Raw genomic sequence first — 25,026 nt, 5'->3', positions numbered from 1 at the left:
GCCGGTCCTCGGCGGCATCGTGCTGCCGCAACATCCGAGCATCGGCGGCCCGTCGCGGCCACGCATCGCTGAACTCTTGGGGCCGGCTCCGCCATACCATCGCCGCGCGGTGGCCCGCGCTGGTGGGGGCGTCGGCGGGGGCGTTGGCCCCGGCGTCGGTGGGGGCGTCGCTGCCCGAGCGACGTTTGCCGTCTCGGCCACTGCTGGTCGGCGATCTGGCGCCCTTCGGGCGGCTCGACATCTATATGTCGGGAGTGGTCTCGTGAGGGGCACGGGCCCCCGCGATGCCGCTGGCCTTCTCGCCGTCGTGGCCGCCATCGCCGTCTTCACCATCGTCCGCCACGCCGCCGGCTGGCTCTCCCAGCTCCATCAACAGACCGACCATCTCACCCAGGCGGTCGCGTCTCCCGAGGTGCTGGGGTGCGCCGTCCTGACCGGGCTGCTGGTCGGGGTGGTGGTGGTGTGGCGCCGCCGGCTCGTTGACGGTCTGCTCGCTGATCGCCTCCAGCTGCTCATCGTCCCGACCGGGGATCTCGACGTGTCACTGGAGGCCGTGAGCCGTTTCGCATCGCAGCTCTCTCGTACCCGACGTCGGGGTCGCGGCTGGCTCGAGCGTCCCGCCGCCGGCATCCGCATCCGCATCTCCTCAGACGAGGAAGGCCGCCTGACCTACCACGTCAGTGCCCCTGGGCATGCCCGGTCGATCCTCCACGCCGCGCTCGGCGAGTACCCAGACATCGAGCTCCAGGAGACCTCCCCGGAGGTGCCCGATGCGGAGGCCGCGGTGACTGCGAAGGCTGGGCCTGGTCGGCGCCTTCCTGGGCGGCGCGGTCGTGCCGGCGTCGGGGTGGTGCGGTGTGAGCTGGTACTCGCTCGTGCGGCCCATGAGCCGCTCGGTCTGCTGGGCCTGGATCCCGATCCGCTGCAGCCCCTGGCGGCGGTCGTCGCCGGCCTGCAGAGCGGTCGCGGAGAGCGGGCCGCGGTGCACGTAGACGTCCTGGCGATGACGCCGGGTGAGGCGCGTCGCTGGCGGACCCGCACCCAGCGGACCGTCCGCCGCCAGCAACGCCGCGACGAACCCACACCCTCAAGCCCCGGCCGGTCGGGTGGCTCGGCGGGGCCGCTGAACCTCAACGACCTATTCGCCCGCCCGGAGTCAGCGTCCCGGAACGACGTGGTCCACGCCGCCCGACGGCAGAACGTCATCGAAGGGCTGCGCGCGAAGGCGGCCGGCCACGGGCAGCTCCTCGCCGTTCAGGTCCTGCTCGAAGTCCGCTCCCCGGACCGCGGCACGGCCCGGTCGCACCTGCGCGCGCTGCTCGCCTGCTTCGATCAGTTCGCTGCGCAGAACCACTGGCGCGCCGTCGGCGTCGACCTACCGGGCCTCGGCTTCACGGGGTCGGACGGGCCGCTGCGCCGGCGCCGCTTCGACGCCCGCCTGGCCACCGGCCGGTTCAGTCCGCCGAGGCGGAATGTGGTTGGGGTGGGGGAGATCGCCGGCCTCTTGAAGCCGCCGACCAAGCACTGCCACGCCCCGAACGTCCTACGGACCGCCGGCACCATCGCACCCCCGCCCGCGGGCCTGCCGACGTTCAACCACGAGGCGGAGCTGTTGCCGCTGGGCCGGGTCCGGGACCGGCATGGCGAGCGCGTCGTCGGGGTCCGGCTTGAGGACACGTTCTTCTCCTATATGGCTGGCCGTTCGCGGTACGGGAAGACGGAGTTGGGGCTGGTGCAGTTCATCCACCTGATGCGCTCAGGTCACGGCGGCCTGTTCCTGGACCCGCACGCGGACGCGATCACCGAGATCAAGCACTACCTCACCGACCACGGTCTCCGCGACCGCGTGGTCGAGATCAACCTCTCCGGCCCCCAAGCCCGAGAGCGGCAGCCCGGCTGGAACCCGCTCGCGATGCACGGGCACCCACCGGAGGCGGCCGAGGCGAAGGTCGAGGCGCTCGTGGATGCGTTCGCCTCCGCGCTGCAGTGGGATGAGCGGAACACCCGCGCCCTCGCGTTGACGACACAGGCCACGCAGGCGCTGATCGACCTGTCGATCAAGCTCCCCGCTGAGACGGCGCCGACGCTGTTTCAGATCCCGACGCTGCTCGGCAACGAGGACTGGCGAAGGGCCGTCCTGCCGCACGTGAGCGTTCCGACCCGCCGGTTCTTCCAGGAGCGCTTCCCCAGGCTGCCGGCCGAGGCGATCACGCCGGTGACGAACCTCATCGACCGGCTTCGCGCGTCAACACCGGTCGCCGGTTTGCTGGGGTCGTCGGTGAGCACGTACGACATCCGGGCGGCGATGGACGAGGGCAAGATCGTCCTCGCCTGCCCCGGCTCAGGCGGCACCCGCGACCGCCTCCTCGCGAACTTCCTCGTCTACGACCTCCTCCACGCCGCGAAGGCCAGAGCCGACACCCCGGCCCAGGAGCGGCGGCGGTTCTTCGTCTACCTCGACGAGGTGCAGACCTACGACGGCGCCAGCAGCGGCAACCTGGCGGCGCTGCTGGAGCAGACGGCGAAGTACGGGGTACGGGCGTTCCTGTTCAACCAGAACCCCGAACGCCTCACCCCCGCCACATTGAACGCAGTCACCACGAACCGATCGCACCTGCTGACCACGACGGTCAACGCGAAGGCCGCCGCACTGCTGGTCAAGGAGTGGGGCGGCACCCCGACCGCGCAGACCGTCACGCAACTGGCGCGGTACACCTACCTGGCCTCGGTCACCCTCAATCACGAGCCGACGACGCCGTTTCTCGTGCACGGCATCCCCGCCACCACAATGCACGCCGCGCATCGCCATCCCGAGCAGCTCCCGGAGCTTGAGGCGGCGATGGACCGTACGCTGCAGCGCCGTCCCGTGGCCGGGACGATCAGGGCGCTCGACACGCTCGATGACCGGATCCTGGGGCTCCTGGCGAAGCTCCCACGCACCGCCGGGACCGGGGCGCCAGCGGTGGCGCTGTCGGGCCGCTACAAGGGCGAGGACCGCTCATGACCCCGGCGACCTCGACGCTCTCCGGCCGTGCGAACCTCGTCCTTGCGTGCCTGCACCAGCACCGGCTGCTCACGACCCGGCAGCTCCACACGATGACCAACAGCGGCCCACGGCTTCGCGGGACGCAGCAGCTGCTGGCAGACCTCGCCGGCCGGGGGCTCATCTCAAGCGTCGCGGTCGGCGGCGGCCGCCGCGGGCGAGAGCTCGTGTTCCATTTGACCCCGCTCGGTGCGGGGGTGGTCCACGTCGCGCCCACACCGGCGGAGCCCCGCCGCAAACCGGTCACGCCGGAGATGGCCGCTGGTCCGCTGCAGCGCCACACGCTTGCCGTAAACCAGACGGGGATCGCGTTCATGCAGGCCGCGCGCCAGCGAGGGGACGAGTGCGGGCCGCTCGCGTGGCGGCACGAGGTCGCGCACCGCATCAGCCCCAACCGGACCGACGTGGTCATCGCCGACGCGGTGCTGCGCCACCAACCGGTGGCCACCGCGCCCGGAAAGGGGGTGGCGATGGACTATCGCTTCATCGAGCTTGACCGCGCAACGACCGCGGTCGATCAGCTCGCCTCAAAGCTCGGCCGCTACGCCGAGCTGGCCACCTATACCCCCGCCGGTGCGGCCAGGCCTGGGTGGGCCCGCGACTACCTCGCGCTGCCCGAGCTACTCGTCGTCTTCTCAGGCGCCTCGCCCGCCCGGCTTACGCTGCGGGCCGCGCACGTGGTGTCGCTGTGCCGCCAGCGGCGCGGCCTCGGCCTTGACCCGGCGATCCTCGTCTCGCTCTGCGAGCTGACCGACCTCACCGCTCGCGGGCCGTACGCGCCGATCTTCACCCGCCTGCACCAGCCACAGATCCGCTGTGACTGGCTCGGCGCGGAGGCCGGCTCATGACCCCGCTCCCGCTGAGTCACGGTCAGGCGTGGACGGTCATCACCGCCGACACCCTCACCCTCCTCCCACAGCTGCCCGACCAGTGCATCGACGCCGTCGTCTGTGACCCCCCGTACGGCATCGACTTCCAACAAGCCGCCTGGGACGGACGGACCATCCGCACCGCCGGCGCCACGGCCGCCGGCCGGCCGCTCACCAGCGGCCAGGCCTTTGAGCAGTGGACGGGCATCTGGGCCCGCGAGCTCGCCCGGGTCGTCAAGCCCGGCGGGCACATCGCCTGCTTCGCCGCCCCCCGCATGACCCACCGCCTCACCAGCGGGCTGGAGGATGCGGGCCTGGAGATCCGGGACGTGCTGATGTGGCTCTACGGCACCGGCATGCCCAAATCCCGACGCCTTCCCGGTGGCCGCGGCACGGCGCTGAAACCGGCCTATGAGCCGATCGTCCTGGCCCGCACCCCGCTGGCCGGCACGACCGCCGCAACCGCCGCCACGTGGGGAACCGGGGTCTTGAACACGGAGGCCTGCGCCATCCCCGACCCCGCCTCGTCGACGGAGGCGGCGATGGTGCGGTGGCCGGCGAACGTCTGCCTCACCCACCAGCCAGGCTGCCAATCCGGCCGATGCTCGACGGGGTGCGCGGCCGGCGACCTTGACCGGCACGCCCAGCGGGTGCGGCCGAGCCGGTTCTTCTACTGCGGCAAAGCCTCCCGCCGCGAACGCGACGCCGGCTGCCAGCAGCTCCCCGCCAAGACCCTGGACCTCTTCCCCTCCGCCGCCGGTCGTTCGCGCCGCCAGGTCCGAAACCCCCATCCGACGGTCAAGCCGATCGAGCTGATGCGCTGGCTCACCCGCCTCATCACCCCGGAGGGCGGCGTCGTGCTCGACCCGTTCTGCGGGTCGGGGTCCACCGGGTGTGCCGCCACCCTCGAGCGGCGACTGTTCATCGGCATCGAACGCGACCCCGACCACGCCCAGGTCGCCCGGGCCCGCATCACCCACCACCACCCCAAACCCGCAGCACCGGCCAGCCCGGCCGCGTCCACGCCGCCGACGGCTCGGCCATGACCGCCGCCGAGGGCCGCACGATGAACGTGACGATCACCGATGAGCTGGTCGAGGAGATCGCCCAGCGCGCCGCCAGCATCCTCACCGAGCAACGCGCACAGGCCAACCCGGAGACCGATGCCGAACCTGTCGACGGGTACCTGCCTCCCACGCGGGCAGCTGCCTACCTCGGCATCTCGCGGCAGCGGATCTACCAGCTCACCAGCGGCCGAGCGCTCTGTCCCGACGGCCGCGACGGCCGCACACCGCTGTACACGCGGCGAACCTTGGACCGCTACGTGAGGCAGTGCGCGGGGCGCGAGCGATGACTCTGACACCCGACTCGCTTACCAGCGGTAGTCGAGCTACGTTCGTTGAACACCGCCGCAAGTTGGGCGGGCGCCGCACGAACGGCCCCGCCCACGGCAGACGACGAAAGGACCATCGTCATGCTCGCTGAACCTACCGCCCGCAACGCTGCCCGCGTACGCCCACCCCCACCCGCGCGTGTCCGTGAGGACCTGCGGAAGCTGAAGAAGACCGGCACCCCCGGCATCTTCAAAAAGGGCAACACCTACATCGTCGTCTACCGCGCCGCCGGCCGGCAGCGCAAAGAAGCCGCCGACACCCTCGAAGAGGCACGCGCGCTCAAGCGCTCCCGCGAGACCGACCTTGACCGCGGCGAGTTTCAGCCCCAGGCCAAGGTCACCCTCAACGCCTACGCCAACGAGTGGATCGACCGCTACCAAGGCAACGGCCGCCGCGGCTTCAGGGAAGGCACCCGCGACGAATACCGCCGCCTCTTGGATCAGTACGCCGACAAGTTCTTCTCCCCATCGCTGCGGCTGACCGACCTCACACCGCTGCTGCTGGCGCAGTACGTCGGCTGGGTCGCCGACGACAAAGAGCAGGGCAAGCACCTCTCCGACTCCTCGATCCGCAACGTCCTAAACCCCACCCGGGCGATGCTCTCCACCGCCGTGCGAGAAGGCCTCATCCGCTACAGCCCCGCCACCGGCCTCGTGCTGCCCAAACGCGACCAGAACCAGGTCACCGACGAAGACGAAGAGGAAATCCGCACCTTCACCCGCACCCAGCTGCGCACCTTCCTGCAGGTCGTCGACAAAGACCACCAGCTGCTGTTCACCACCCTCGCCACAACCGGACTGCGGATCAGTGAAGCGATCGCGCTGCGGTGGCGAGACCTCTACCTCGAAGCCGACGAACCACACCTGCGCGTGCGCCGTGCACTGGTCAAAGGCCGGGTCGAGCCGCCGAAGACCAAGCACGGCCGCCGAAAGGTTCCGCTCCCCGCCGACCTCGTCGCGCAGATCACCCACGCCCGCCAGACGCTCGAGACCGCTGTGCAGGACGACGACCTCGTCTTCACCACCACGCAGTCGCGCACGGCGATCGACCCCGACAACATGCGCCGACGCGTCCTGAACCCCGCCACGAAGAAGGCCGGCGCCGCCTGGGCGGGCTACCACGCCTTCCGGCACACCTACGCCTCGCTGATGCTCGCCCGCGGCGCGAACCTGCTGCAGCTCTCCCGCGCCCTCGGCCACCACAGCCCCGCCTTCACCCTCGAGACCTACACCCACCTGCTCAAAGGCGAACACGCACCCGCCCTCGACCTCGCCCTCGAACTCGCCGATCACGACACCAAGGAGAACCGGTCATGACCGCCCTCACCAGCGCCGCCGCGCTTGCCGCGATCCTCGCCCTGACCGCCTGGACACTCGGTGGCCTCCTGCTCCGAACCCTCGGCAGCATGACCGTTCTCGCCGGCCTACTAATCACCGCGACCGGCCACCCCGCCGGTCTCCTCCTCACGACCGCCGGACTCGCAACTTGGCTCGCCGGCCACTACCTCTACGCCGCCCGCCACCACGCCTACAAATCGCCGCTCGCCCGCCGCATCTGCACCCACCCGCGCCTCACCAAGCTCGACGTCACCCGCGGCTGGACACCACTGCCATGACGAGGAACGCGCCGCGCCCCGGGCGGCACACGCCCGGCTACGGGCGCGCGCAGGGCCGTACGCCACGTCGCTAGGCAAGGTCAGTGACGAGCCGACACACCGCCCAACCCTGCCCCACCGAGGGGGCGATCCATGACCGCAAAGATCGCTGCCCCATGCGGCGCTCGCGCTTTGCCCGCAGACCCCACCAGCCTGTCCTTACCGCCGCCGCTCGGTGCCCTGGCTCCGTGAGTGGCATTCCGCCGCCACCACGAGCACCGGTCCCCGCTCGCCCCTCGCCTCCTCACGAGGACACCGCAGCCGCACGCCGCTTCTGACGCGGGGCAGCCGGCCGCGCGCCCGTGCGTGGTCGGCTCGGCACCGAGCAGCAGGGCCCCGGCAACCTGGTATGGACAGCAGCATCCGAGTGAATCCGCGTTGACTTCGCGGGCGACCCGAGCGACTGATGGACACGCCGCCGGACTTCCCCGGTAGCCCACCCACAGGAGCCAGCATGCCCACTCCGAGCAAGCCCGCCAGCACCCCTAAGACCAAGCCCGACAAGATCGCCGCCGTCGCCGCGAACGCTAGCCACAAGACGGGGGACGGCGCTAAGCCGCAGAGGGTCGCGGCGAAGCCGGCGGCGGCGGCGAAGCCCAAGACCGACGCGAAGCCGGCTGCCGTAGGCAAGCCCGCGGCGCGAGCGAAGAGCACACCCGCAGCCAAGGGCGCGACCCGCGCGAAGGCTGCCGCGAAGCCGGTCGCAGCGCACCCGACCACCGCCGAGCCGGCGATCACCGCGGCGCCCGCCGGGGCGCCCTCGGCCGGCACGGCGGCACCGGCCGCGACGGCCACGCGCGTTGCGCCGACTGCCACAGCGGTGCCGCCAGCGCCCTCTGCGCCCGCTGACGCGAAGTCTCCGCGCGCGCCGCGCGAAGGGACGGCCATGCACGCGGCGCTCACGATCCTGCGCCAGGCCGACGGCCCACTCACGCCCACCGAGATCTTCGACCGCGCCTCCAAGGCCGGCCTGACCAAGAACCTCAAGGGCAAGACCCCGATCGCCACCCTCGGCGCCCAGCTCGCCGTCGCCAACAAGAACGGACGCCACGTCGAACGCGCCGCCCCCGGCCGCTACCAAGCCCGCACCTAACCAGGAGCGCCGCTGGAGGCGACGCGCCGTCAGCGGCGCGCGCCGCCCGGACGATTCGGCGGCGCGCAATAGCCGCAGCTCCACCACCACGGCCCCAGGAGAACGCGGCACGCCTCCGACGGCGCGAGCACGTACCGCGACTCGTGTTCTGCGTCAGTAGGGCGCGGCGGTTATCTCGAGCCGTCGTGTCGTGGACGGGTTGATGCGGGGCGGGGGGATGGCGACATGTCGCCGACGGCCTCGCGACCGCGGTGCTCATCTTCGGCGGCAGTACCCGTCGAGGGCGAGCTTGATCGTTTCGGGCTGCAGCGGCAGTGTCTCGGCGAGTGCGAGGACGTAGCGGGACTCGGCGAGGTCCAGGCCGCGCTCGGTCGTGATCCGGGCGGCGAGCCGGGCGGCGGCTCGCGGGAACCGCGGGTCTCGTTTCTCGGCCATCACGACCAGGACGCGGAGCGCGTCTTCGAGCCCGATCTGTGGAAGTTCGCGGGCTGCGGCGTCGATCAGCATCAGATTCTTGGTCAGAATCGCGCGGCGGAGCCGGGAGTGGGCGGATCCTTGACTGGTCAAGACGAACACATGTTCGCATGACGGTCGATGTGCGTCCGCTGGACAGGTGTCGGTGGTCGGGGAGAATGGCCGGGTGACCTGGTGCCTTCCGGCTCAAGCTGACTTTGCGGCGCTCGACGAAGTCGTCGCTCAGCAGGAGACGGCCGATCTGGATGAGGCTCGGCGGCTGGTTGGTGCGCGGTTCGGGTTCGCGTCGTGGGATGCGTTGCGTGACCAGGTCGACCGCCGGCTCATGTTGAACGCTCGCGATCTGGAAGGTGCGCGTGCGCGAATCGCCGTGGACGCGGAATGGGCGACAAGGGACATGACGGGGTGGTGTGATCACTGCCTCGGCGCGGCGCCGCTGAACTACATGGCGATGCTCCGCTTCGACGCGCCGCGGCTCGGGCTCAGCGGCCCGCTCGAGGGGACCGGCGAGATGGCCAAGCTGCTGCTCGATGCCGGCGCCCCGGTGAACGGGAACCCCGGCGAGAGCGAGACCCCGTTGATGACCGCGGCCAGCTACGGCGACGCGGATGTCGCGAAGGTGTTGATCGCGGCGGGCGCCGATGTCGATGCGCTCGCGTCCCCGGATGCTGGCGGTGTTCGGAGCGGAAGCGCGCTGCTGCACGCGGCGGTGTTCGGGATGACCGATGTCCTCGACGCGGTCGTCTCCGCCGGTGCAAAGGTCCGGTCCTTGGTGGAGGCCGCGGCCGCCGGCGACCTCACCGGCTGGCCGATCGCAGCGGCCGACGCTGAGGAGCGGCTGCGCGCACTGATCATGGCCGCCGACCACCAGCGCTTCGCGGTGATCGACGCGCTCCTCGAGGCCGGGGCTCCGATTGACGGCATCGATCCGGCGTGGGGTCGCCAGGCGCTGTGTGTCGCGGCCGAGCACGGTCGCCCGGCCAGCGTCCGGCATCTGCTTGAGCGGGGTGCTGACCCGGCCGCGACCGATGGTGAGGGCCGCACACCGGTCGATCTCTGCCAAGGCGAGCTCCGCTATCTGCCGGGCCCACACCATGACGAGGTCCTCGCGCTGCTCACCGCCGCGCTCGAAGCACCCTGAGGCGGAGGCCTCGGTCCGCGGCCGCTGGTTCTCGGCGAGTTGCTCGATCTCGACGCGGATCTGGGGCTGGCGATCGAGCCATCTGGCGTTGGGGAGCTGCTGCGCCGCCAAGGGCGAGACGTCCGCGAAGCGCGACCAACGATGCGGTCAAAGCGGCGAGCGGAACTCTGTCTGTTCAGACGGTGGTTTTTCGGCCACCGTACCTCGGAGGCGCTCGGAGCGCCGATCCCTTCTTGAGGCGAAGCGAGCGCCTATCCGGCGCGTATCCGCAGCGTCCGCGCGATTCGCTCGCCGCTGGCTACGCTCCGGCCATGTTCTTTCCGCTCCAGCTCCTGACAAGCGCGCTACGCCGCGCGCTCGCCGTGCTCCACCCACACGACACGAACGCGTCGAGCAAACCGGCGGCAGCGCCGGCGCCTTCCCCCGCCACGAGCGGTCGCACGCAAGCAAAGTCAACTGCAGCGAGCCGCACGAAGTCCACCGGCACGCAGCAGCTCTGGTGTGAACGTGGCGCCCACGAATGGACGCGCCCCTCGGCACCCGGTCGCAAGCCGAAGGCCTGCCCCGCCCACACCTGAGCCGTCGAGGCGGTGCCGACGCCCCAACTAGCGATAACCCTTAGTTATCCGAAGAGTCGGTCATGTCTGCGTGATCGTAGAGGACAACTCGATTCCAGCAATCGAGTTGGTGATGCGTTGTGCACGCGCGTCGAGCCGGCGTGCCCTGGCTCAGGCCGCCAAACCGCACGGGTCACCTCGGTGTCAGCGGTGGCGAGCTTGCAGGGATGCAACGACGGCACAGGTGCCGCCTGCCGTGTCGTGATGGTCGCGGCAACACTCTGCGACGGGTCACTCCCAGGGGTAGCCTGTGAGGGCGCGCCGGGCGCAGGTCGTGACTGCCTGCGCCGCGGACTTCGCAACCTGCTGGGACTGCAGCTGGATCTTGTCGCCTAGCTCGCGACGCCGCGAGCCCTGGGCCTTCTTGCGCGCTGCCTGGTACCGCTTTAGCTTCACCCGCGCGTTGGCCGCGTGCTTGCGAGCGGCCGAGCACTGTTCCGTCGGCGCAAGACGCGTGCCGAGGACACCGGCCGGCGCGATCGCAAACGAGTAGCGAGCGCCTGGGCAACCGGACTGCGTGACGTGGAGGTAGTAGCGACGGCCAACGTCGGAGGTGAATGAGGCGGTGTCGATCGTCACCGGTGCGTCGGGTGTCGCGTAGCTGTATCCGACCTTCATCGACGCGAAGGGGAGGCTGCCGCCGCCGTCGGGATCCAGGAGGTCGAAGGTCACCGAGCCGTACGACTTGTCGCAGCCAGCGATGAGACCGGCGATGATCCCGACCTGCCGCACTCCTTGAGGCTGCAGCAGGTACCAGTCTTCATCCTGGGGAGTCTCAAGGCTCGCATCAACGCGTGGCGCGGTCAGCGGAGCGGCGATCATCAGCGCGGTCTCGTTCGGCTCGAACGGCCCGTCCGCCGAAGCTACAGCGGTCAGACCGCTGATGCAGAATGCCGCGAGAAATGGGGCGATGCAAAGGTGACGCACTCGCGTGGTGTCGGCAATACGACCTTCCGGCGCGCGCGAAGCCGGACGGATGTTGTCGGTGTGGCCTCGCCGCGGTGCCGCGTCTGCCGCCTTGCGATTTTCCCCCAGCCGCCGTGGGCGCGACCCGGTCTCGAGGGCGGAGTAGCCTGCCGCTGGCGGAAATGGTGCGCTCGGCGTCCATTTGCGCTCTAACGAATGAGTGAGATCGACGAACATCCGCCTGTCGCGCTGGTGCGGTTCCCGCCAGCGGCTACGCATCCGATCATCGTGCGCTTCGAGGGAGTCGAGATCGAAGCCGCGATCTGTGCGAGGCAAACGTATGGTGCCAAGCGCGATTTGCCGCCGAGTCGGTGGAGTGTTCTCGGCGTGTACGTCCTGAGCGGCCTGGTCGGCGACGGCAGCCGTGAGGTGAGCGCGCGCCCCGGCACGGTGCAAACCCGGCCGTTGCTTGAGCGGGTCGATGAGCATTTCCGGGACGCGGAATGGTGGGACCAGGTCATCCTTATCCGTCGAGTAACTCGGGCATTCGACAACGCCGAGACGGGTTACCTCGAGCGTCTCATCCACGATGTCGTTGACCAGTCCGCTTACCTTCGCCGTCGCGCCGGGGACAACACTTCCAACTACGGTGGTCCTTCGAGTAGCGATGCAAAAGCAGACCTCGAGAATCGAATCTTGCCGGCAATCAAGATCGCGCTTCGCCTCGGCGGTCTGAAGATCGAGACCGCAGCCGAGATGACCGCGCTCAATGACCTGCCGACTGTCCGGCGCGCGGTAGGAGGCGACCTATGACGAACTTCGACGAGTTCATTCTCCGATTCCACGGTTTCGCGAGCACGCTGAGCACATGTCACGCGATGGTGGCGCCGGGGCTCGGCGTGGTACTCGGTGAGCTCGACGACAATGAAGGCACATCTCTCACCAACGCGCTCGAACTCGCGTGCGCTGCAGTTGCTTTCAGGGACTTCGGGGGTAGGTCGGACTTCGAAGTGTTCGAGTGGTTGCCGTCTGACCCTGTCAATCGGCGGTCGTCGATGTTGAAGATCGAGTGGCGAGCTCCCGGCATCCGTATGCCGCTCTGGGTGGACTCGTCGGACCCGCCGGCGTACGTGCGGCAAGCCTTGTCAAGGATCAGAAACGTTGTCCCCTACACGGCTAGAGCATTGGACCTGCTCGGCGTTCCGGTCTTCGACGCCGGCGACACGCGCGAGCAACTCGCCGAAATCAGGCAGCGGTACCCGTCTAACGAACCACCCGCGCCAGAAATCGCACCCCGCCGCTCGTAAGGCTCCAGCGCCAGCTCGCAGTGCTGCGAGCTTAGGCCGCGTCGAGCCAGGCCTCGTGCCGCGGACGCCATAGATCGAACTCAGGGCACCGTGCGGTCTTAGCCTTGATCCACCGTTCCGCCGGACGGTTCGCTTAAGTGACCTCCCAAGCAGGGCTTGAAAGCGACAGATTGCGCCTGTCGCGGCTCTGCTCAGGAGGTCACCCTCATGGTGAACGAGTCGGCGGTCGTGGTGTTCGATGATGCGCGGGCGGTGGCGAACGCGGGCGTGATGCTCCCGGCACTGCTCGCCGGCCGCCTCGGCCTGGAGGCGCTGGTCGACGATTGTGTTGATCTCGGCGACCGTCCGGGCGCGGCGAACCCGGGCCGGAAGGTCATGACGATGTGCTCGGCGATGGTTCTCGGCGCGGACTGCATCGATGACTGCGACCTGCTTCGGTCGGGGCAGACCGCGGCGGTGCTCGGGCATCGTGTTGCGGCGCCCTCGACCTTGGGGACGTTCCTGCGGGCGTTCACGTTCGGGCACGTCAGGCAGCTGGACCGGGTGCTCGGCCTCGCGCTTGAACGCGCGTGGGCGGCGGGCGCCGGCCCGGGCGATCAGCGGCTGGTGATCGACGTTGATTCGTTCGTCGGTGAGGTCCACGGCTACAAGAAGCAGGGCGCGGGCTACGGCTACACCCGCCAGCTCGGCTACCACCCACTCCTGGCGACCCGCGCGGACACCGGTGAGGTCCTCCACATCCGGCTGCGAAAGGGCTCGGCGAACACCTCCCGCGGCATGCTCCGCTTCTGCGAGGAGCTCATCGCCCGCGTTGACCGCGCCGGCGCCACCGGCCAGAAGCTCATGCGCACCGACTCGGGGTTCTGGGCGAAGAAGACGTTCGTGCGGCTTGACCGGGCCGGCTGGCAGTTCTCGATCGGGATCCGCATGCAGCCCCATGTTCGCGCGCTCGTAGAAGCGATTCCCGAGGACGCCTGGGCCACGTTGGAGGACTACCCCAAGACGTCGATCGCGCAGATCGCCGAGACGACGATCGGCGACTTTCGGATGATCGTCAGGCGGGTTCGCACGCTCTCCCAGCAGGGCGAGTTGCTCCCGAGTTGGGAGCACTACCCGTTCGCCACCAACCGCACCGACGACCTCCAGATTGTCGAGGCCGAGCATCGCCAGCACGCCGTCGTTGAGCTCGCGATCCGCGACCTCAAAGACCAAGCGCTCGCGCACTTCCCTTCGGGCAAGTACAACGCCAACGCCGCCTGGACCGTCATCGCCGCGATCGCGCACAACCTGCTGCGCTGGACCCAGAAGATCGCCCTCCCCGACGCCACCACCCGCACCGCGCGGACCCTCCGCCGCAGGCTGCTCACGATCCCCGGACGACTCGCCCGCAGCGGCCGCAAAACGCTGCTGCGGATGCCCGCCCGCTGGCCCTGGGCCCACGACTTCCTCACCGCCCTACAGCACATCCGGGCGCTCCCGCCACCCACCTGACACTCGCCGGCCACCGACGATAATCAGCCGCAGCACTGCCGGCCTCGGCCTGCCCGCCACCGGCCGCAATCACGCTGGCGCGACGGCCTCAACTGGCCCCACCCGCACGCCGAGTCCCTCAGCGCGCTCGATCACCCGCGCCGCCACTCCGAGCTGACCCACTCGGCCGCTGACGCGGCCGACCGCAGGGGCGAACGGTGGATCGAGGCTTAGAAGCTGTCTCAATACCTCGGCGGGGAGGGCTTGGGGGCGGCGTGGCGAACGTAGCCAGGGAGACATAACCCTGGCTGTGGAGGTGGCTGGTGGCCGCGTCGATGTGGAAGGTCCGCGACGAGCTTTGGGAGGTCGCGGCACCGCTGCTTCCGGTGCACCGACCTGATCCTCGGGGCGGGCGGCCGCGCGTGGATGATCGGGTGTGCTTCAACGCGATCGTGTTCGTGTTGTTCACCGGGATCGCGTGGCAGCATCTGCCCCGTGAGGTCGGCTGCTCGCCGGCGACCGCGCACCGCCGCCTGGCCGAGTGGCAGGCCGCCGGGGTGTTCCACCGACTCCATCAGGAACTGCTGCGCCGACTGAACACCGCCGGGCGGATCGACTGGTCCACCGGGGTTGTCGACGGCAGCCATGTCCGTGCTCTTCAAGGGGGCCTTGACCGGGCCCTCGCCGGTTGACCGTGCCCGCACCGGGTCAAAGCACCACCTGCTGACCGACAGTCACGGCATTCCGCTGGCGATCAGCCTGACCGGCGGCAACCGCAACGACGTCACCCAGTTGCTGCCGCTCGTCGACGGCGTCGGCCCGGTCCGCGGGAAGGTCGGCCGCCCCAGGACCCGCCCCGACAAGGTCCTCGCCGACCGCGGCTATGACCACGACAAGTACCGCCGCGAACTGTGGAAACGCGGCGTGAAGCCGGTCATCGCCCGTCGCGGGGTCGAGCACGGCTCACACCTGGGCCGCGAGCGCTGGGTCGTCGAGCGGACCTTCGCGTGGCTGCACAACCTGCGCCGGCTGCGGATCCGCTACGAACGCTCCGGTGAGCTGCACCTGGCGTTCATGCTGCTCGGCTGCGCCGTGGTCTGCCAGCGCAAGCTCGCTGAGTGACGGTCACTCACCATCGTCATCGAAGGCGCGACGGCCGTACTGATCGGGGATCGAGCCCCACCCCCAGATCGCCACCGGGCCCGGGGGCACCGGCCCGTACTCCTCGGCGGGGTCGGCCTTCTCTGGAAGCACGGTGCAGTGGTGCTGCCAGTTGTCGCCGAAGTCAAAGACGTACTCAAACTCATCACCGGGCTTCAGCTCCCGCGCGACCTTCAGCTTCGCGTGGTCAAGCCACGTCATCTCCGGGCCGAACGAGTCGTCGGGGTAGCCGATCAGCCGCTCGTCCGCGAGCTCGAAGTTATGCAGATGCGAAAGGTCCCACCGCGCGAACGCGGAGTTGATCGCATCCGCGAACTGCTGAAACGTGTGCCCCGGACCAACGATGAAGATCCGACCCGGCGAGGGACGACACCGCACTCCACGCCCACCGACCAGGTCGACCTTGATCTGCAACCACGTCCGCGCCATCCCCGCGACAGCCTACGCAGGTATTGAGACAGCTTCTTAGGTGGTGGTCGACATCAACCCAAGACGTTGCGCGCCGCGCCGCTGAGCGTCGTTCCACGCCCCGGCCGGCAGGCCAAACGATGGAAGTCCCCCGGTCTGGTGGACAGGTCGGGGTTAGGCCGCGTGAGCGGCCGTTGTTGTAGTCAACAGGGTCTGGTCGGGGGAGGGGGAGAAAGCCGTTCCCGTATCGCGTAGAGGGGTGTTCTCGTAGTCCACGGGGCTGAGCATCCCGAGGCGGGAGTGGCGTCGGCGGCGGTTGTAGAACGTCTCGATGTAGCCGAACACCGCTGTTCGCGCCTCGGTCTTGGTCGGCCACGAGCGGCGGTGGATGAGGTCCTTCTTCAGGCTCGCGTGGAAGCTCTCCATCGCGGCGTTGTCGTAGCAGTCGCCCTTGGATCCCATCGAGATGTCGATGTCCACGCTGCGGCAGCGCTGGGTGAAGATCAGAGACGTGTATTGCCCGCCCTGGTCGCTGTGATGTATCGGCCGCCCGTCGGGCCGGCGCCTGGCGACGGCCATCTCCAGCGCGTCGATGACGAGCTCGGCGCGCATGTGATCGGCCATCGCCCAGCCGACGATCCGGCGGCTGTAGCAGTCCATCACCGACGCCAGGTAGAGCCACCCTTCCCACGTGCGGATGTAGGTGATGTCGGCGACCCACAGCTGGTTGATCCGGGTCGGGTTGAAGTCGCGCTCCACCAGATCGGGTGCGGTCCGCACGCCCTGCACGCGGATCGTGGTGCGTCCGCGCCGTCGTTTGTGCAGGCCCGAGAGGCCGGCGTTGCGCATCAGCCGCTCCACGCGTTTGCGGCCGACCAGAACGTCGTGCTGCAGCCGCAGCTCGGCATGGATCCGCGGGGAGCCATAGGTCTTCAGCGCGTCCGTGTGGATGACCGAGATCTGGTCGGTGAGCGCCGCGTCAGCGACGGCCCGGGCCGACGGCGGCCGAACGATCCAGGCGTGATAGCCCGAGCGCGAGACCGCGAGCACACGGCACATCAGGCTGATCGAGTGGCAGGCCTTGTTCGCCAGAACGAACCGGAAGGCGATCACCGGTTCTTGTTCTCTGCCACGAAGAAGGCCGCTGCTTTTTTTAGGATCTCACGCTCCTCCGCGAGGATCCGGTTCTCCTTGCGCAGGCGCCGCAGCTCCTCGCGCTCGCTGGTGCTCAGGCCCTCCGAGCGACCTTCGTCAGCGTCAAGCTGCTCGCGCCAGCTGCGCAGCGACCCTTCCGAGACTCCGAGCTCCTTCGCCAGCTGCGGGACGGTGCGGCCGCTGGACCGCAGGAGCCGAACGGCCTCCAGGCGGAATTCCAACGAGTACGGCGGGACCTTGGGCATATGCAGACATCCTCTCGGGCTGAGCAACCTCAGCCATCAGATGTCCACGAAACCGGGGGAACTCCAGCTGGATCCGCCGATCGAGCCGCTGGAGGGCGACAGCTTGGCGTGGGCATTCCCGCGGCTCGTTGCGCTGGCCGCCGAGCTTGGCTGCACGCTGGTGGTCGAGCCGCATCCCGATGGGTGCGGTGGCTGCTTCATGCCGGAGCTGCGGATCATTTCGCTGAGCGAGCGCAGCTCGATGAACCATCAGGTCAAGACGTTCGTGCACGAGCTTTCGCACGCGCTGCTGCGCCAGGCCGCCGAGCTCGACGAGACCTCACTGACGTATTCGCAGGAGGAACTGGTCGTTGAGTCGATCGCTCTGAGCGTGGTCGCCGGGCTCGGCATCGATACCTCCGGCTACTCGATTCCGTACATCGCATCGTGGAGCGAGAACGAGCAGGACCTCGCGATCGTCGAGGCGTGCGCCGGTCTGATCGACCGGCTCGCCAACCGGATCGAGGACGCCGTGCGCCGCGCTCCGCAGGCCGAGACCGCGGACGCGGACGCGGTTGCGGCGTAGAGGCATCGGAGGTGTCCCGGCGGTTACTCGATCGTCGGGACGCTCGGCGAGGCCGGCGCGCGCTGCGTTCCGTAGACGATCGCGAGCTCGTGCTTGAGGTCGCGGTTCTCCTCGCGCAGCCCCCGGTTCTCGTCGGCCAGGGTCCGCAGCCGCTGGTGCAGCGATGCCTCGCTTGACCGCTCGCGCGCGGGAACGCCGCGGCGCGGGCGGTCGCGGAGGTCCTCGATCTGTGCGCGGAGTGCGGGTTGGCCGTAGAGCCACTGGCGCGAGACGCCCGCGCGTCTGGCGACCTGCTGGAAGGTGATCTCGGCGCCTTCGGCGGCCATCTCGCTCACGGCTGTTGTCGCGCGCGCGATGGTGTCGGCGCGCTTTCGCTGCGCCGCGATCTGCAGCCCGGTCACGTCAGCCATCGGCAGGGCCGGGGAGCGTCGGGAGCGCGTCGAGGCCCTCGATGATCCGGATGAGGTTCACGCGGACCGGCTCGTTCATGTCGACCAGCCGCTGCGCCCCGGATGCCTGCGCGGAGGCGATGAGCTCGTCGGTGCGCTCGAGTTGCTCGCGGTGCGCGGGGAGGAACTCGGTCGTGGTCAGGAAGCTGTCGCAGGTCAGGCAGGCGTTGGGGTGCGGACATGTCTGCTGCAGCGGCAGACCGCAGTAGCCGTTCGGCAGCGTCTGCTTCGCGCGGGCGAGGTTCTCCTTCGCCCACGCCGCATCGCTCAGCGGCCCGCCGGGTCCAGGCGAATGACCTCGCCTCGGATCGTGATGCGGTCCTGGTAGCGCTCCCATTCGCGCCGCAGCGTCTGGTCCTTGATCCGCGCGTAGCGCAGCGTCATCTGCGGCGAGTCGTGATCGAGCATCCGCTGGATCGCGGGCAACGAGACGTCGTTGTTGATCATCCGCGTGCCGAGCGTGTGCCGGAACTGATGCGCGGTCACCCGCACCGGCTGGCCCGTCGCGTCGCGGACGTCGCAGTCCAGCAGCCACCGCTCAAGGCGCGCCTGCAGGGTCGACCAGCTCAGCGGCCGGCTGCCGTCGACGTTCGCGCGGATCCCCGGCAGCAGGAACGGCGGGCGCGGCGTGCCGAAGCGCTCGTCCAGGTCCGCTTGCTGCACGCGGATCTGATGCAGCAGCCGCTGCGAGATCGGGATGATCGCCTCGCGCGAGAGCTTGTGGTTTGTGTACATCAGGTACGGGGCGCCGGCCTCGTCGACGGTCACCGGATCAAACGGCAGGCGCAGCGCGTCGACCGACCGCAGGCCGGTCTCGATCAGGATCACGATCGCGGTCCGCGAGGTGTGGTCCGGGAGCCGCGCGAGGCTCATGTCGTTGTCGATCTGGCCCATCACGAACTCGTCAATGAACCTCGGCAGGTGCTGGCGGTCGCGCGGGACCTCGCCCTTGAAGTAGGTCGCGTTCGCCGGAAGGCCCGGCGCCCAGTCGTGCAGGCGCACGTCATCGAGGAACACCTTCAGTGAGCCGTCCCGGGATCGACGGGGACTTCTGAAACAGGCATTCGGTCTGTTGAGAGGAAGTACGTGGTCATATGGCTCGTGGAAGGAAGTACCCGCCGGAGTTGCGTGAGCGGGCCGTCAAGACGGTGCTGGAGTCCGGGCGTCCGATCGCGCAGGTCGCCCGCGACCTGGACGTGCACAAGGAGTCGCTTCGGAACTGGGTGCGGCTCGCCGAGGCCGACGCCGGAACGCGCAGCGACGTGCTGAACACGGTCGAGCGCGACCGGATGCGTCTGCTCGAACGTGAGGTCAAGGAACTGCGGCGGCAGAACGAGATCCTCAAGGCCGCTTCGGTGTTTTTCGCCAAGGAGCTCGACGGGACCCCGCGGAGGTGAGCGCCTTCATCGAAAAGCAGCGGGCGGCCGGCTTCGCTGTCGAGCTCACCTGCCGCACCCTCGGGACCTCGCCCTCGGCGTTCTACCAGCGCGCGACCGGGGTGTTGTCGACCCGCGCGCAGGAAGACGCCGTGTTGCTCGAGCAAATCCGGGCGGTGTACCGCGCCAACTACGAGGCGTACGGATCGCTGCGCGTGTGGAAGGCGCTGCGCCGTCAGGGCGTGCAGGTCGGCCGCGGCCGCGTTGAGCGGCTCATGGCAGCGGACGGTCTGATCGGGGCCAAGCGCCGCGGCCGAGCGTGGAAGACCACGGTCGCTGACCCGGCCGGCTCAGGGCGACCGGACCTGGTCAACCGCCAGTTCACCGCGACCCGGCCGGACGCGCTGTGGATCGCCGACTTCACGTATCTAAAGTCGTGGGAGGGCGTGGGGTTCTTCAGCTTCGTCCTTGACGTCTACTCCCGCCGGGTCGTCGGCTGGCAGCTCGCCGGCCACATGCGCACCGACCTCGTGCTCGACGCGCTGAAGATGGCCTTGGGCACCCGCCGACACGGCGCCGATCTACAACTTATCCATCATTCGGACAGGGGATCGCAATACACGAGCTTCGACTTCACCCAAGCGCTCCTGGACAACGACGTGCTCGGCTCGCTCGGCTCGACCGGTGACGCGTACGACAACGCGATGGCCGAGAGCTTCGTGGACAGCTTCAAGACCGAGCTGATCCGCGACCGCGTCTGGCAAACCCGCACCCAACTGGAGCTCGCCGTTGTGGAGTGGGTCGGCTGGTACAACCACGACCGCCTGCACTCCGCGATCGGTCACATCCCGCCCGTCGAATTCGAGACCCTCTACGCGATACGGTCCGGCTCACCCCTCTCCCACTGACGAGAGAGGAAACCCAAACAACAAGTCTCCGTGAAACCGGGACGGCTCATCAGATCCGTCACCAGACTCGACTTGCGACCGACCGACCGGTCCAGCTGGCGGACACTCGTCAGGTACCGCTCAAGCAGCGGCCGCGTGATCGCGGCCGGCGTCGTGAGCGTGACGTGCTCCTCTTCGGCCCAGCGGCAGAAGCGGCGAATCGAGCTGGTCGTGCAGGCGATCGACGCCGGCGACTTGGTGCCGGTCGTGATCCGCCAGCGCGCCCAGCGCTTGACCAGGGCGCGAAGCCACGGCGGGTCGATCTCGCTGAAGTAGATCCGCCGGCCCGGCTGGTGGGCGTAGCGCCCATCAATGTCCAGGCGGTCGACCGGCCAGGTGTCGAAGCCCCAGATCTCAAGGCCCCCCTCGCGTTCGCGCAGCCGCAGCGCGCTCTGACGCACGAACCGCAGCCAGCCCAGCGGATTGCCCCGCACCGACGCCGGAAAACGTTGCCGGGCGCTGGCGACCCAAAACGCCTCCGACCGCTCGAGGACCGACTCCGCGCCGATGTCGCGGAGCCAGCGGACGACCTGGCCGAAGGCCAGCGGCAGGATCGCGGCCCGACCCGCCTGCTGCCGGCACTGCAACGCCAGCGCGAGCTCCAGCCCGACGACCGCGGGCAAGCCGCGCATGTCGAATCTGGGGGCGATGATCCGCCGCGCGCCAGCGATTAGCGCGAGATAGCCCGCGGCGCTCAGGCCGACCCGGCGGGAGCGGGCGTTGAAGTAGCGCTGGGTGTGCGTGTCGCAGAACCCGTCCCGCCTCACAGGTGGGAACCCGCAGGCCGGGACCTCGCAGCGCCCGTCGCTGACCCTGACCGCCGTCGCGGCGTTGGCGAACGCGGTCTTGTCGAGCGGGCGCCCCGCGCTCACCCAGCGGCTCATGTGCCCGTTGCAGAAGCCGTTCGAGCGGGCCGAGCGCCGGCACGCTGAGACGATGCATCCGACCGGCGGGCTCTGGCCGCGGCCGGTCAGGCGGGCGTTGCGCACCCAGCCATCGATCGGCGGCTCGCCGTCGCGCCGCCAGACCCGCACGTGCGAGAGGCACAGGTACCCGCGAAACCGCGTCCCGGTCGAGTGGTTTGCCCCCTTGGCCTTCAGGCCCAACGACCGGTTCACGCCGCGGCCCGGGCACGCGCGGACCGCGCACGTCGGACCGAACAGCACCGGATCACCCGGCGCAGGCCGATAGACATCGACCTGGAACTCTGCGCGCACCGCGCCCCGCAACACGTCCGCCCACGAGTGGTCGCCCTCATCCGGGTTCGGCAGCGCTCGCAGCGCGGCGCCGCTCACAGCGGCCGGTCGAGCACGGTCATCACGCCGGCACGCTCAAGCTCGCCGCGCAGGTCCTCTGCCGTTGAGTGCACGTAGATGTCGCTCGTCGTCTGCAGCGAGCTGTGCGTGAGCAGCCGGCTGATGACTTCCATCGGCACACCGCCGCGCCGCGCGAGCGTCGCGTAGGTATGGCGGAGCATGTGCGCGGTGAAGTGAAACCCGACGCGTGCGCGCGTGCGCGCGACGATGTCCACGACGTTGGCGTAGCTCATCGCAGCCCCAACGTGGCCGCCCCACAGATTCACGAACACGTAGTCCGAATCCAGGTCCCCGTACTCGCCGTGCATGTAGTCCGAGTAGCAACGCACGAGCTCGCTGCTGACCGGCACCGAGCCCTCCCCGCCCTTGCCGCGCGCGCCGTTGGCGTTGTCCGCCCGAGCCACGATCTCGATCCGTCGCTCCTGCGTGACGAAGTCCCCGTGGCGCAGGCCGAGCGCCTGGCCGATCCGCATCCCCGTCCCGAACAGCAAGCCGAACAAGAACCGGTCGCGTAACCGCGGCTGCGCGGCGATGATCGCGGCGACCTGCTCAAGCGTGAGCGTCGCGGGCAGCCGCCGGCCCTCCCGCAAACGGCCGACGCGGCCACGCGACTTGGCCGTGGCGATGCCGTGCAGAAACGGCTTGTAGCTGCCGCGCCCCGCCCTGGTCTGATCGATCAGCACCTTCGTGACCTCCACGCCGTGCCGGGCGTGGAAGTCATAGAACCCGAACACCGCAGTCAGCATCCGGTTCACCGTCGACGCGCTCCGCGCCGGCCGGCCCGTCGCGAGCACGACCACGTTGTCGGCCGGCTGCCGCAGCCACCCGGTGAACTGGCCGAGCTGCTCGAGCGTCACCCGATCCCACGCGATCCCTGTCGCGTGCAGGAACGCGAAGTACGTCTTCAGATCCAGCGCATACGCGCGCACCGTGTTCGGGGAGCGCTCGATGTGCGACAGCCACGCCAGGTAGCTCTCGATCGCCGGCACCGGCCGCAGATCACCACCTATCACCGTCCACGACTCAGGTCCGCCGCCCGGCAACTGGACGCGCTGGACCCTCACCTCGTGGCCTGACCAACGAGCCCGCCACGCCGCGGGGCCGGCCCGGGGCCGCGTCGCGGCCGGCCGGGCTCCGCGACCCTCCGGGTCACTCCGCCCGGCCGGCCGCACCCACCACCGCTCACGCTGATCACGACCCCAAGATAAGTCGCCCACCACGGCCCCAAACCACCATCCCGTGAACGTCAACGACGCTCGCCCGAGGACCCCAGATAACCGTCGGGAACCAGCTGCTGATCGCGGCGGACTGCTGGAGCCGCGGCGTCACCCCGAGGTACGTCGCCGGCTTCCGCGCCTTCCTCGATCTCAACCGCTGCGTCCGTAAGGGCGAGCGCGCGATCAAGATCCTGGCCCCGTGCGTCGTCAAGCCCCGCGATGAGGACGAGGACGGCAAGAAGCGCGTCTTCTTCCGGACCGTCTCGGTCTTCGACGTCAGCATGACCGACGCGCTGCCCGGCAAGCACCCGGTCCCGCTCGAGCCGCCGTGTGAGCCGCTCACCGGCGACAGCCACGCCCACCTCATCGACCCGCTCACCACCCTGGCCGCCGAGCTCGGGTACACCGTTGAGATCCGCGACCTGCCCGAGCACGGACCGGGCGGCTGGTGCGACGCCACCGCCAAGCAGATCGTCATCGCCGACGGCCGCGGCAACGCGCAGGTCCGCACCCTCGTCCACGAGATCGCCCACAGCTTGGGCGTCGGTTACGACACCTACGGCCGCGAGCAGGCCGAGGTCCTCGTCGACTGCGTCACGTACGTCGTGTGCTCATCCGTCGGGCTCGACGTCGGCGGCGAGTCGATCCCCTACGTGGCCGGCTGGGGCGAGGACGGTGCGCTCGACACGATCCGCGAGTACGCGACGACGATCGACACCGTCGCGCGGCGCATCGAAGACGCCCTGCAGCACGACGCCATCGAGACCGTTGACGGCGTGCACAGCACCGCGGCGTAGCGTCGTTGTCACAGAGTCGAGGCTGGGCCGTCCTCTACGGGTATGCATGACGACCTGAGAAGGCTGCCCGCGTTTGAGCACCTGCGCCTCGAGTTCGTGCGCTTGGGGCGAGAGCACGCCCGCCGTGAGCGGCGGCGCCGGCACCGTGAGTTCGATCGCTGGCGCAAGCGGCGCGTGCGAGCCGGGGCGCGTTCGCGCCGCTGAAACGGCCGTGGGGCCAGGCAGATAGGCAACGTTGTCTGGCACTAGTGATTTGCGAGGTCCGCAAATCATTGTCCTCAGGCAATAACGCGGCTAGACTGTGATTTGCCATGTCGGCAAACGGCATCATCCAGGAAACGGAGCTCATCGACGCGGCCACCCGATGGCTCGGCGAGCGCATGCCCGACACCTGGATCGTCGAACGCGCCAAGCGAGATCCGATCAACGTCGCCGAGCCGGGTGTCGACGACCTCATCGAGCTGCGCGCGCCCAACGGGACCTACTCAACGGTGGCCGTCGAGGCGCGGGCGGCGATGGAGCCGCGCGACGTCGATCGTCTGCTCACCGGTATCGCACGATCGCTTCGTGCACTCGCCGGCTACGTCCCCCTGCTGATTGTCGCCCCGTGGCTGAGTGGGCGCACACGCGAGCTGCTCGCCGGCCAGAACGTCAACTACCTCGACCTCACCGGCAACGCGCTGCTCAAGCTCGACAACCCGGCGGTCTTCATCCAGTCCGACGGCGCCGCACGCAACCCCAACCCGGAGCCTCGCAAACCGGCGTCGATCCGCGGACCTCGTGCCGCGAGATTGATCCGCTTGCTCGTCGACGTTCGTCCGCCCTACGGGGTGACTGAGATCGCCTCAGCCGCAGACGTCAACCCCGGATACGTCTCAAGACTGCTCGACGCCCTCGACCGCGACGCGCTCATCACCCGCGGCCGCCGCGGCGTCGTCGACACCGTCGACGTGCCGGCGCTGCTGCGCGCCTGGGCCAGCGACTACGACGTCTTCAAGCGCGAGCTCGTCACGACTTACGTCGCGCCCGCCGGCGCCGCCACGGCCCTCGCCAAACTCGCCGACACGTCAATGCGCACCACCGTTACCGGATCGTTCGCCGCGGTGCGCCTCGCTCCCGTCGCCGCCCCGTCGCTGCTCGCGATCTACTGCGAGGACCCACGCACCACCGCTGAGGACCTCGGCCTCCTGCCAGCCGACGACGGCGCCAACGTAACCCTGCTGCGCCCGTTCGACGACGTCGTCTGGGAACGCGTCACCGTCAGCGACGGCGTCAGCTTCGCCGCCGCATCGCAGGTGGCCGTCGACTGCCTGACCGGCAACGGACGCATGCCTGCCGAGGGCGAGGCCGTCCTTGGTTGGATGGCTGAGAACGAGGATCAGTGGCGCCAGGCGAGCCTCCCGGCGCGCCCTCTACGCTGAC

The 25,026-nt window shown here is 69.5% G+C and carries 25 protein-coding genes and 2 pseudogenes; 18 read left to right on the top strand and 9 right to left on the bottom strand.

Annotation, left to right across the window (positions count from 1 at the left end):
- The first annotated feature begins 109 nt into the window (after positions 1-109).
- The 7 genes from NBH00_RS21600 to NBH00_RS21570 all read left to right on the top strand — a co-directional run bounded on the left by NBH00_RS21600 (position 110) and on the right by NBH00_RS21570 (position 8,053).
- Positions 110-3,004: a type IV secretory system conjugative DNA transfer family protein gene (locus NBH00_RS21600; RefSeq protein ID WP_254570641.1), complete on the top strand. Its 2,895-nt coding sequence runs from the start codon at positions 110-112 to the stop codon at positions 3,002-3,004.
- Positions 3,001-3,891, top strand: coding sequence for a replication-relaxation family protein (locus NBH00_RS21595; RefSeq protein ID WP_254570640.1), 891 nt, complete (start codon positions 3,001-3,003; stop codon positions 3,889-3,891). The genes NBH00_RS21600 and NBH00_RS21595 overlap by 4 nt, the downstream gene beginning before the upstream one ends.
- Positions 3,888-4,958, top strand: a complete 1,071-nt coding sequence (locus NBH00_RS21590; RefSeq protein ID WP_254570639.1) for a DNA-methyltransferase — start codon at positions 3,888-3,890, stop codon at positions 4,956-4,958. The genes NBH00_RS21595 and NBH00_RS21590 overlap by 4 nt, the downstream gene beginning before the upstream one ends.
- On the top strand, positions 4,955-5,266 hold the full coding sequence (locus NBH00_RS21585; protein ID WP_254570638.1) for a helix-turn-helix domain-containing protein: 312 nt from the start codon (positions 4,955-4,957) through the stop codon (positions 5,264-5,266). Before NBH00_RS21590 ends, NBH00_RS21585 begins: the two co-directional genes overlap by 4 nt.
- 45 nt (positions 5,267-5,311) lie before the next feature.
- Complete coding sequence (locus tag NBH00_RS21580; RefSeq protein WP_254570637.1) at positions 5,312-6,622, top strand: tyrosine-type recombinase/integrase; 1,311 nt, start codon at positions 5,312-5,314, stop codon at positions 6,620-6,622.
- Entirely contained in the window at positions 6,619-6,921 is a 303-nt protein-coding gene (locus tag NBH00_RS21575) for a hypothetical protein (RefSeq protein WP_254570636.1), read from the top strand. Before NBH00_RS21580 ends, NBH00_RS21575 begins: the two co-directional genes overlap by 4 nt.
- 493 nt (positions 6,922-7,414) lie before the next feature.
- Positions 7,415-8,053, top strand: a complete 639-nt coding sequence (locus NBH00_RS21570) for a winged helix-turn-helix domain-containing protein (RefSeq protein WP_254570635.1) — start codon at positions 7,415-7,417, stop codon at positions 8,051-8,053.
- 255 nt (positions 8,054-8,308) lie between these two features.
- Here the strand turns inward: NBH00_RS21570 and NBH00_RS21565 are convergent, their stop codons facing one another.
- Positions 8,309-8,560, bottom strand: a complete 252-nt coding sequence (locus tag NBH00_RS21565) for a hypothetical protein (RefSeq protein WP_254570634.1) — start codon at positions 8,558-8,560, stop codon at positions 8,309-8,311.
- 133 nt (positions 8,561-8,693) lie between these two features.
- Here NBH00_RS21565 and NBH00_RS21560 point away from each other — a divergent pair, with 133 nt between their 5' ends.
- On the top strand, positions 8,694-9,668 hold the full coding sequence (locus NBH00_RS21560; protein ID WP_254570633.1) for an ankyrin repeat domain-containing protein: 975 nt from the start codon (positions 8,694-8,696) through the stop codon (positions 9,666-9,668).
- Positions 9,669-10,516: 848 nt separating this feature from the next.
- Here the strand turns inward: NBH00_RS21560 and NBH00_RS21555 are convergent.
- Positions 10,517-11,428, bottom strand: a complete 912-nt coding sequence (locus tag NBH00_RS21555; RefSeq protein ID WP_254570632.1) for a hypothetical protein — start codon at positions 11,426-11,428, stop codon at positions 10,517-10,519.
- Here NBH00_RS21555 and NBH00_RS21550 point away from each other — a divergent pair.
- The 4 genes from NBH00_RS21550 (at position 11,408) to NBH00_RS21535 (ending at position 15,090) form a co-directional block, all read left to right on the top strand.
- A complete protein-coding gene (locus NBH00_RS21550; RefSeq protein WP_254570631.1) occupies positions 11,408-12,004 on the top strand; it encodes a GIY-YIG nuclease family protein in 597 nt (198 codons plus the stop codon). The two genes, NBH00_RS21555 and NBH00_RS21550, sit on opposite strands and share 21 nt — an antisense overlap.
- Entirely contained in the window at positions 12,001-12,498 is a 498-nt protein-coding gene (locus tag NBH00_RS21545; protein WP_254570630.1) for a hypothetical protein, read from the top strand. Before NBH00_RS21550 ends, NBH00_RS21545 begins: the two co-directional genes overlap by 4 nt.
- A 207-nt stretch (positions 12,499-12,705) precedes the next feature.
- Positions 12,706-13,989 (top strand): IS1380 family transposase, encoded by a 1,284-nt coding sequence (locus NBH00_RS21540; RefSeq protein ID WP_254570445.1) that lies wholly within the window; start codon positions 12,706-12,708, stop codon positions 13,987-13,989.
- 314 nt (positions 13,990-14,303) lie between these two features.
- Positions 14,304-15,090 (top strand): IS5 family transposase gene (locus NBH00_RS21535; protein ID WP_437126619.1). Its coding sequence is split into 2 segments (ribosomal slippage): positions 14,304-14,638 and positions 14,637-15,090, totalling 789 coding nucleotides; the frame shifts between segments, so codons are not numbered across the junction.
- A gap of 3 nt (positions 15,091-15,093) precedes the next feature.
- On the opposite strand, the gene NBH00_RS21530 is transcribed toward NBH00_RS21535, so the two are convergent.
- Positions 15,094-15,558, bottom strand: coding sequence for an IS1096 element passenger TnpR family protein (locus NBH00_RS21530; protein WP_254569050.1), 465 nt, complete (start codon positions 15,556-15,558; stop codon positions 15,094-15,096).
- 243 nt (positions 15,559-15,801) lie between these two features.
- Positions 15,802-16,937: pseudogene (locus NBH00_RS21525) on the bottom strand (IS3 family transposase); the annotation flags it as partial.
- 40 nt (positions 16,938-16,977) lie between these two features.
- Between NBH00_RS21525 and NBH00_RS21520 the strand changes: the two are divergent.
- Complete coding sequence (locus tag NBH00_RS21520) at positions 16,978-17,502, top strand: zincin-like metallopeptidase domain-containing protein (RefSeq protein ID WP_254570629.1); 525 nt, start codon at positions 16,978-16,980, stop codon at positions 17,500-17,502.
- Between the two features lie 23 nt (positions 17,503-17,525).
- Here the strand turns inward: NBH00_RS21520 and NBH00_RS21515 are convergent, their stop codons facing one another.
- Genes NBH00_RS21515 through NBH00_RS21505 form a run of 3 tightly spaced genes read right to left on the bottom strand, consistent with a single transcriptional unit; the run spans position 17,526 to position 18,968 of the window.
- Entirely contained in the window at positions 17,526-17,912 is a 387-nt protein-coding gene (locus NBH00_RS21515) for a DUF6262 family protein (RefSeq protein ID WP_254570628.1), read from the bottom strand.
- Positions 17,905-18,288: a hypothetical protein gene (locus NBH00_RS21510; RefSeq protein ID WP_254570627.1), complete on the bottom strand. Its 384-nt coding sequence runs from the start codon at positions 18,286-18,288 to the stop codon at positions 17,905-17,907. Before NBH00_RS21510 ends, NBH00_RS21515 begins: the two co-directional genes overlap by 8 nt.
- Positions 18,219-18,968, bottom strand: coding sequence for a tyrosine-type recombinase/integrase (locus NBH00_RS21505; RefSeq protein WP_254570626.1), 750 nt, complete (start codon positions 18,966-18,968; stop codon positions 18,219-18,221). The genes NBH00_RS21510 and NBH00_RS21505 overlap by 70 nt, the downstream gene beginning before the upstream one ends.
- A gap of 77 nt (positions 18,969-19,045) precedes the next feature.
- Between NBH00_RS21505 and NBH00_RS21500 the strand changes: the two genes are divergently transcribed.
- Entirely contained in the window at positions 19,046-19,348 is a 303-nt protein-coding gene (locus NBH00_RS21500) for a transposase (protein WP_254569053.1), read from the top strand.
- On the top strand, positions 19,345-20,235 hold the full coding sequence (locus NBH00_RS21495; RefSeq protein ID WP_254569052.1) for an IS3 family transposase: 891 nt from the start codon (positions 19,345-19,347) through the stop codon (positions 20,233-20,235). Before NBH00_RS21500 ends, NBH00_RS21495 begins: the two co-directional genes overlap by 4 nt.
- Here the strand turns inward: NBH00_RS21495 and NBH00_RS21490 are convergent.
- Together NBH00_RS21490 and NBH00_RS21485 are read right to left on the bottom strand one after the other, a co-directional pair.
- Positions 20,199-21,569: a hypothetical protein gene (locus NBH00_RS21490; protein WP_254570625.1), complete on the bottom strand. Its 1,371-nt coding sequence runs from the start codon at positions 21,567-21,569 to the stop codon at positions 20,199-20,201. The two genes, NBH00_RS21495 and NBH00_RS21490, sit on opposite strands and share 37 nt — an antisense overlap.
- Positions 21,566-22,579, bottom strand: coding sequence for a tyrosine-type recombinase/integrase (locus NBH00_RS21485; protein WP_254570624.1), 1,014 nt, complete (start codon positions 22,577-22,579; stop codon positions 21,566-21,568). Before NBH00_RS21485 ends, NBH00_RS21490 begins: the two co-directional genes overlap by 4 nt.
- Positions 22,580-22,863: 284 nt before the next feature.
- On the opposite strand from NBH00_RS21485, the pseudogene NBH00_RS25655 reads away from it, so the two are divergent.
- The 3 genes and pseudogenes from NBH00_RS25655 to NBH00_RS21475 form a co-directional block, all read left to right on the top strand.
- A pseudogene (locus NBH00_RS25655) lies at positions 22,864-23,067 on the top strand (ArdC family protein); the annotation flags it as partial.
- A 21-nt stretch (positions 23,068-23,088) separates the two neighbouring features.
- A complete protein-coding gene (locus NBH00_RS21480; protein ID WP_254570623.1) occupies positions 23,089-23,604 on the top strand; it encodes a hypothetical protein in 516 nt (171 codons plus the stop codon).
- Between the two features lie 311 nt (positions 23,605-23,915).
- Positions 23,916-25,025: a hypothetical protein gene (locus NBH00_RS21475; RefSeq protein WP_254570622.1), complete on the top strand. Its 1,110-nt coding sequence runs from the start codon at positions 23,916-23,918 to the stop codon at positions 25,023-25,025.
- Position 25,026 lies beyond the last annotated feature (1 nt).

The organism is Paraconexibacter antarcticus (assembly GCF_024220175.1).
GTDB lineage: Bacteria > Actinomycetota > Thermoleophilia > Solirubrobacterales > Solirubrobacteraceae > Paraconexibacter > Paraconexibacter antarcticus.
This window is presented reverse-complemented; position numbering and strand designations above follow the sequence as displayed.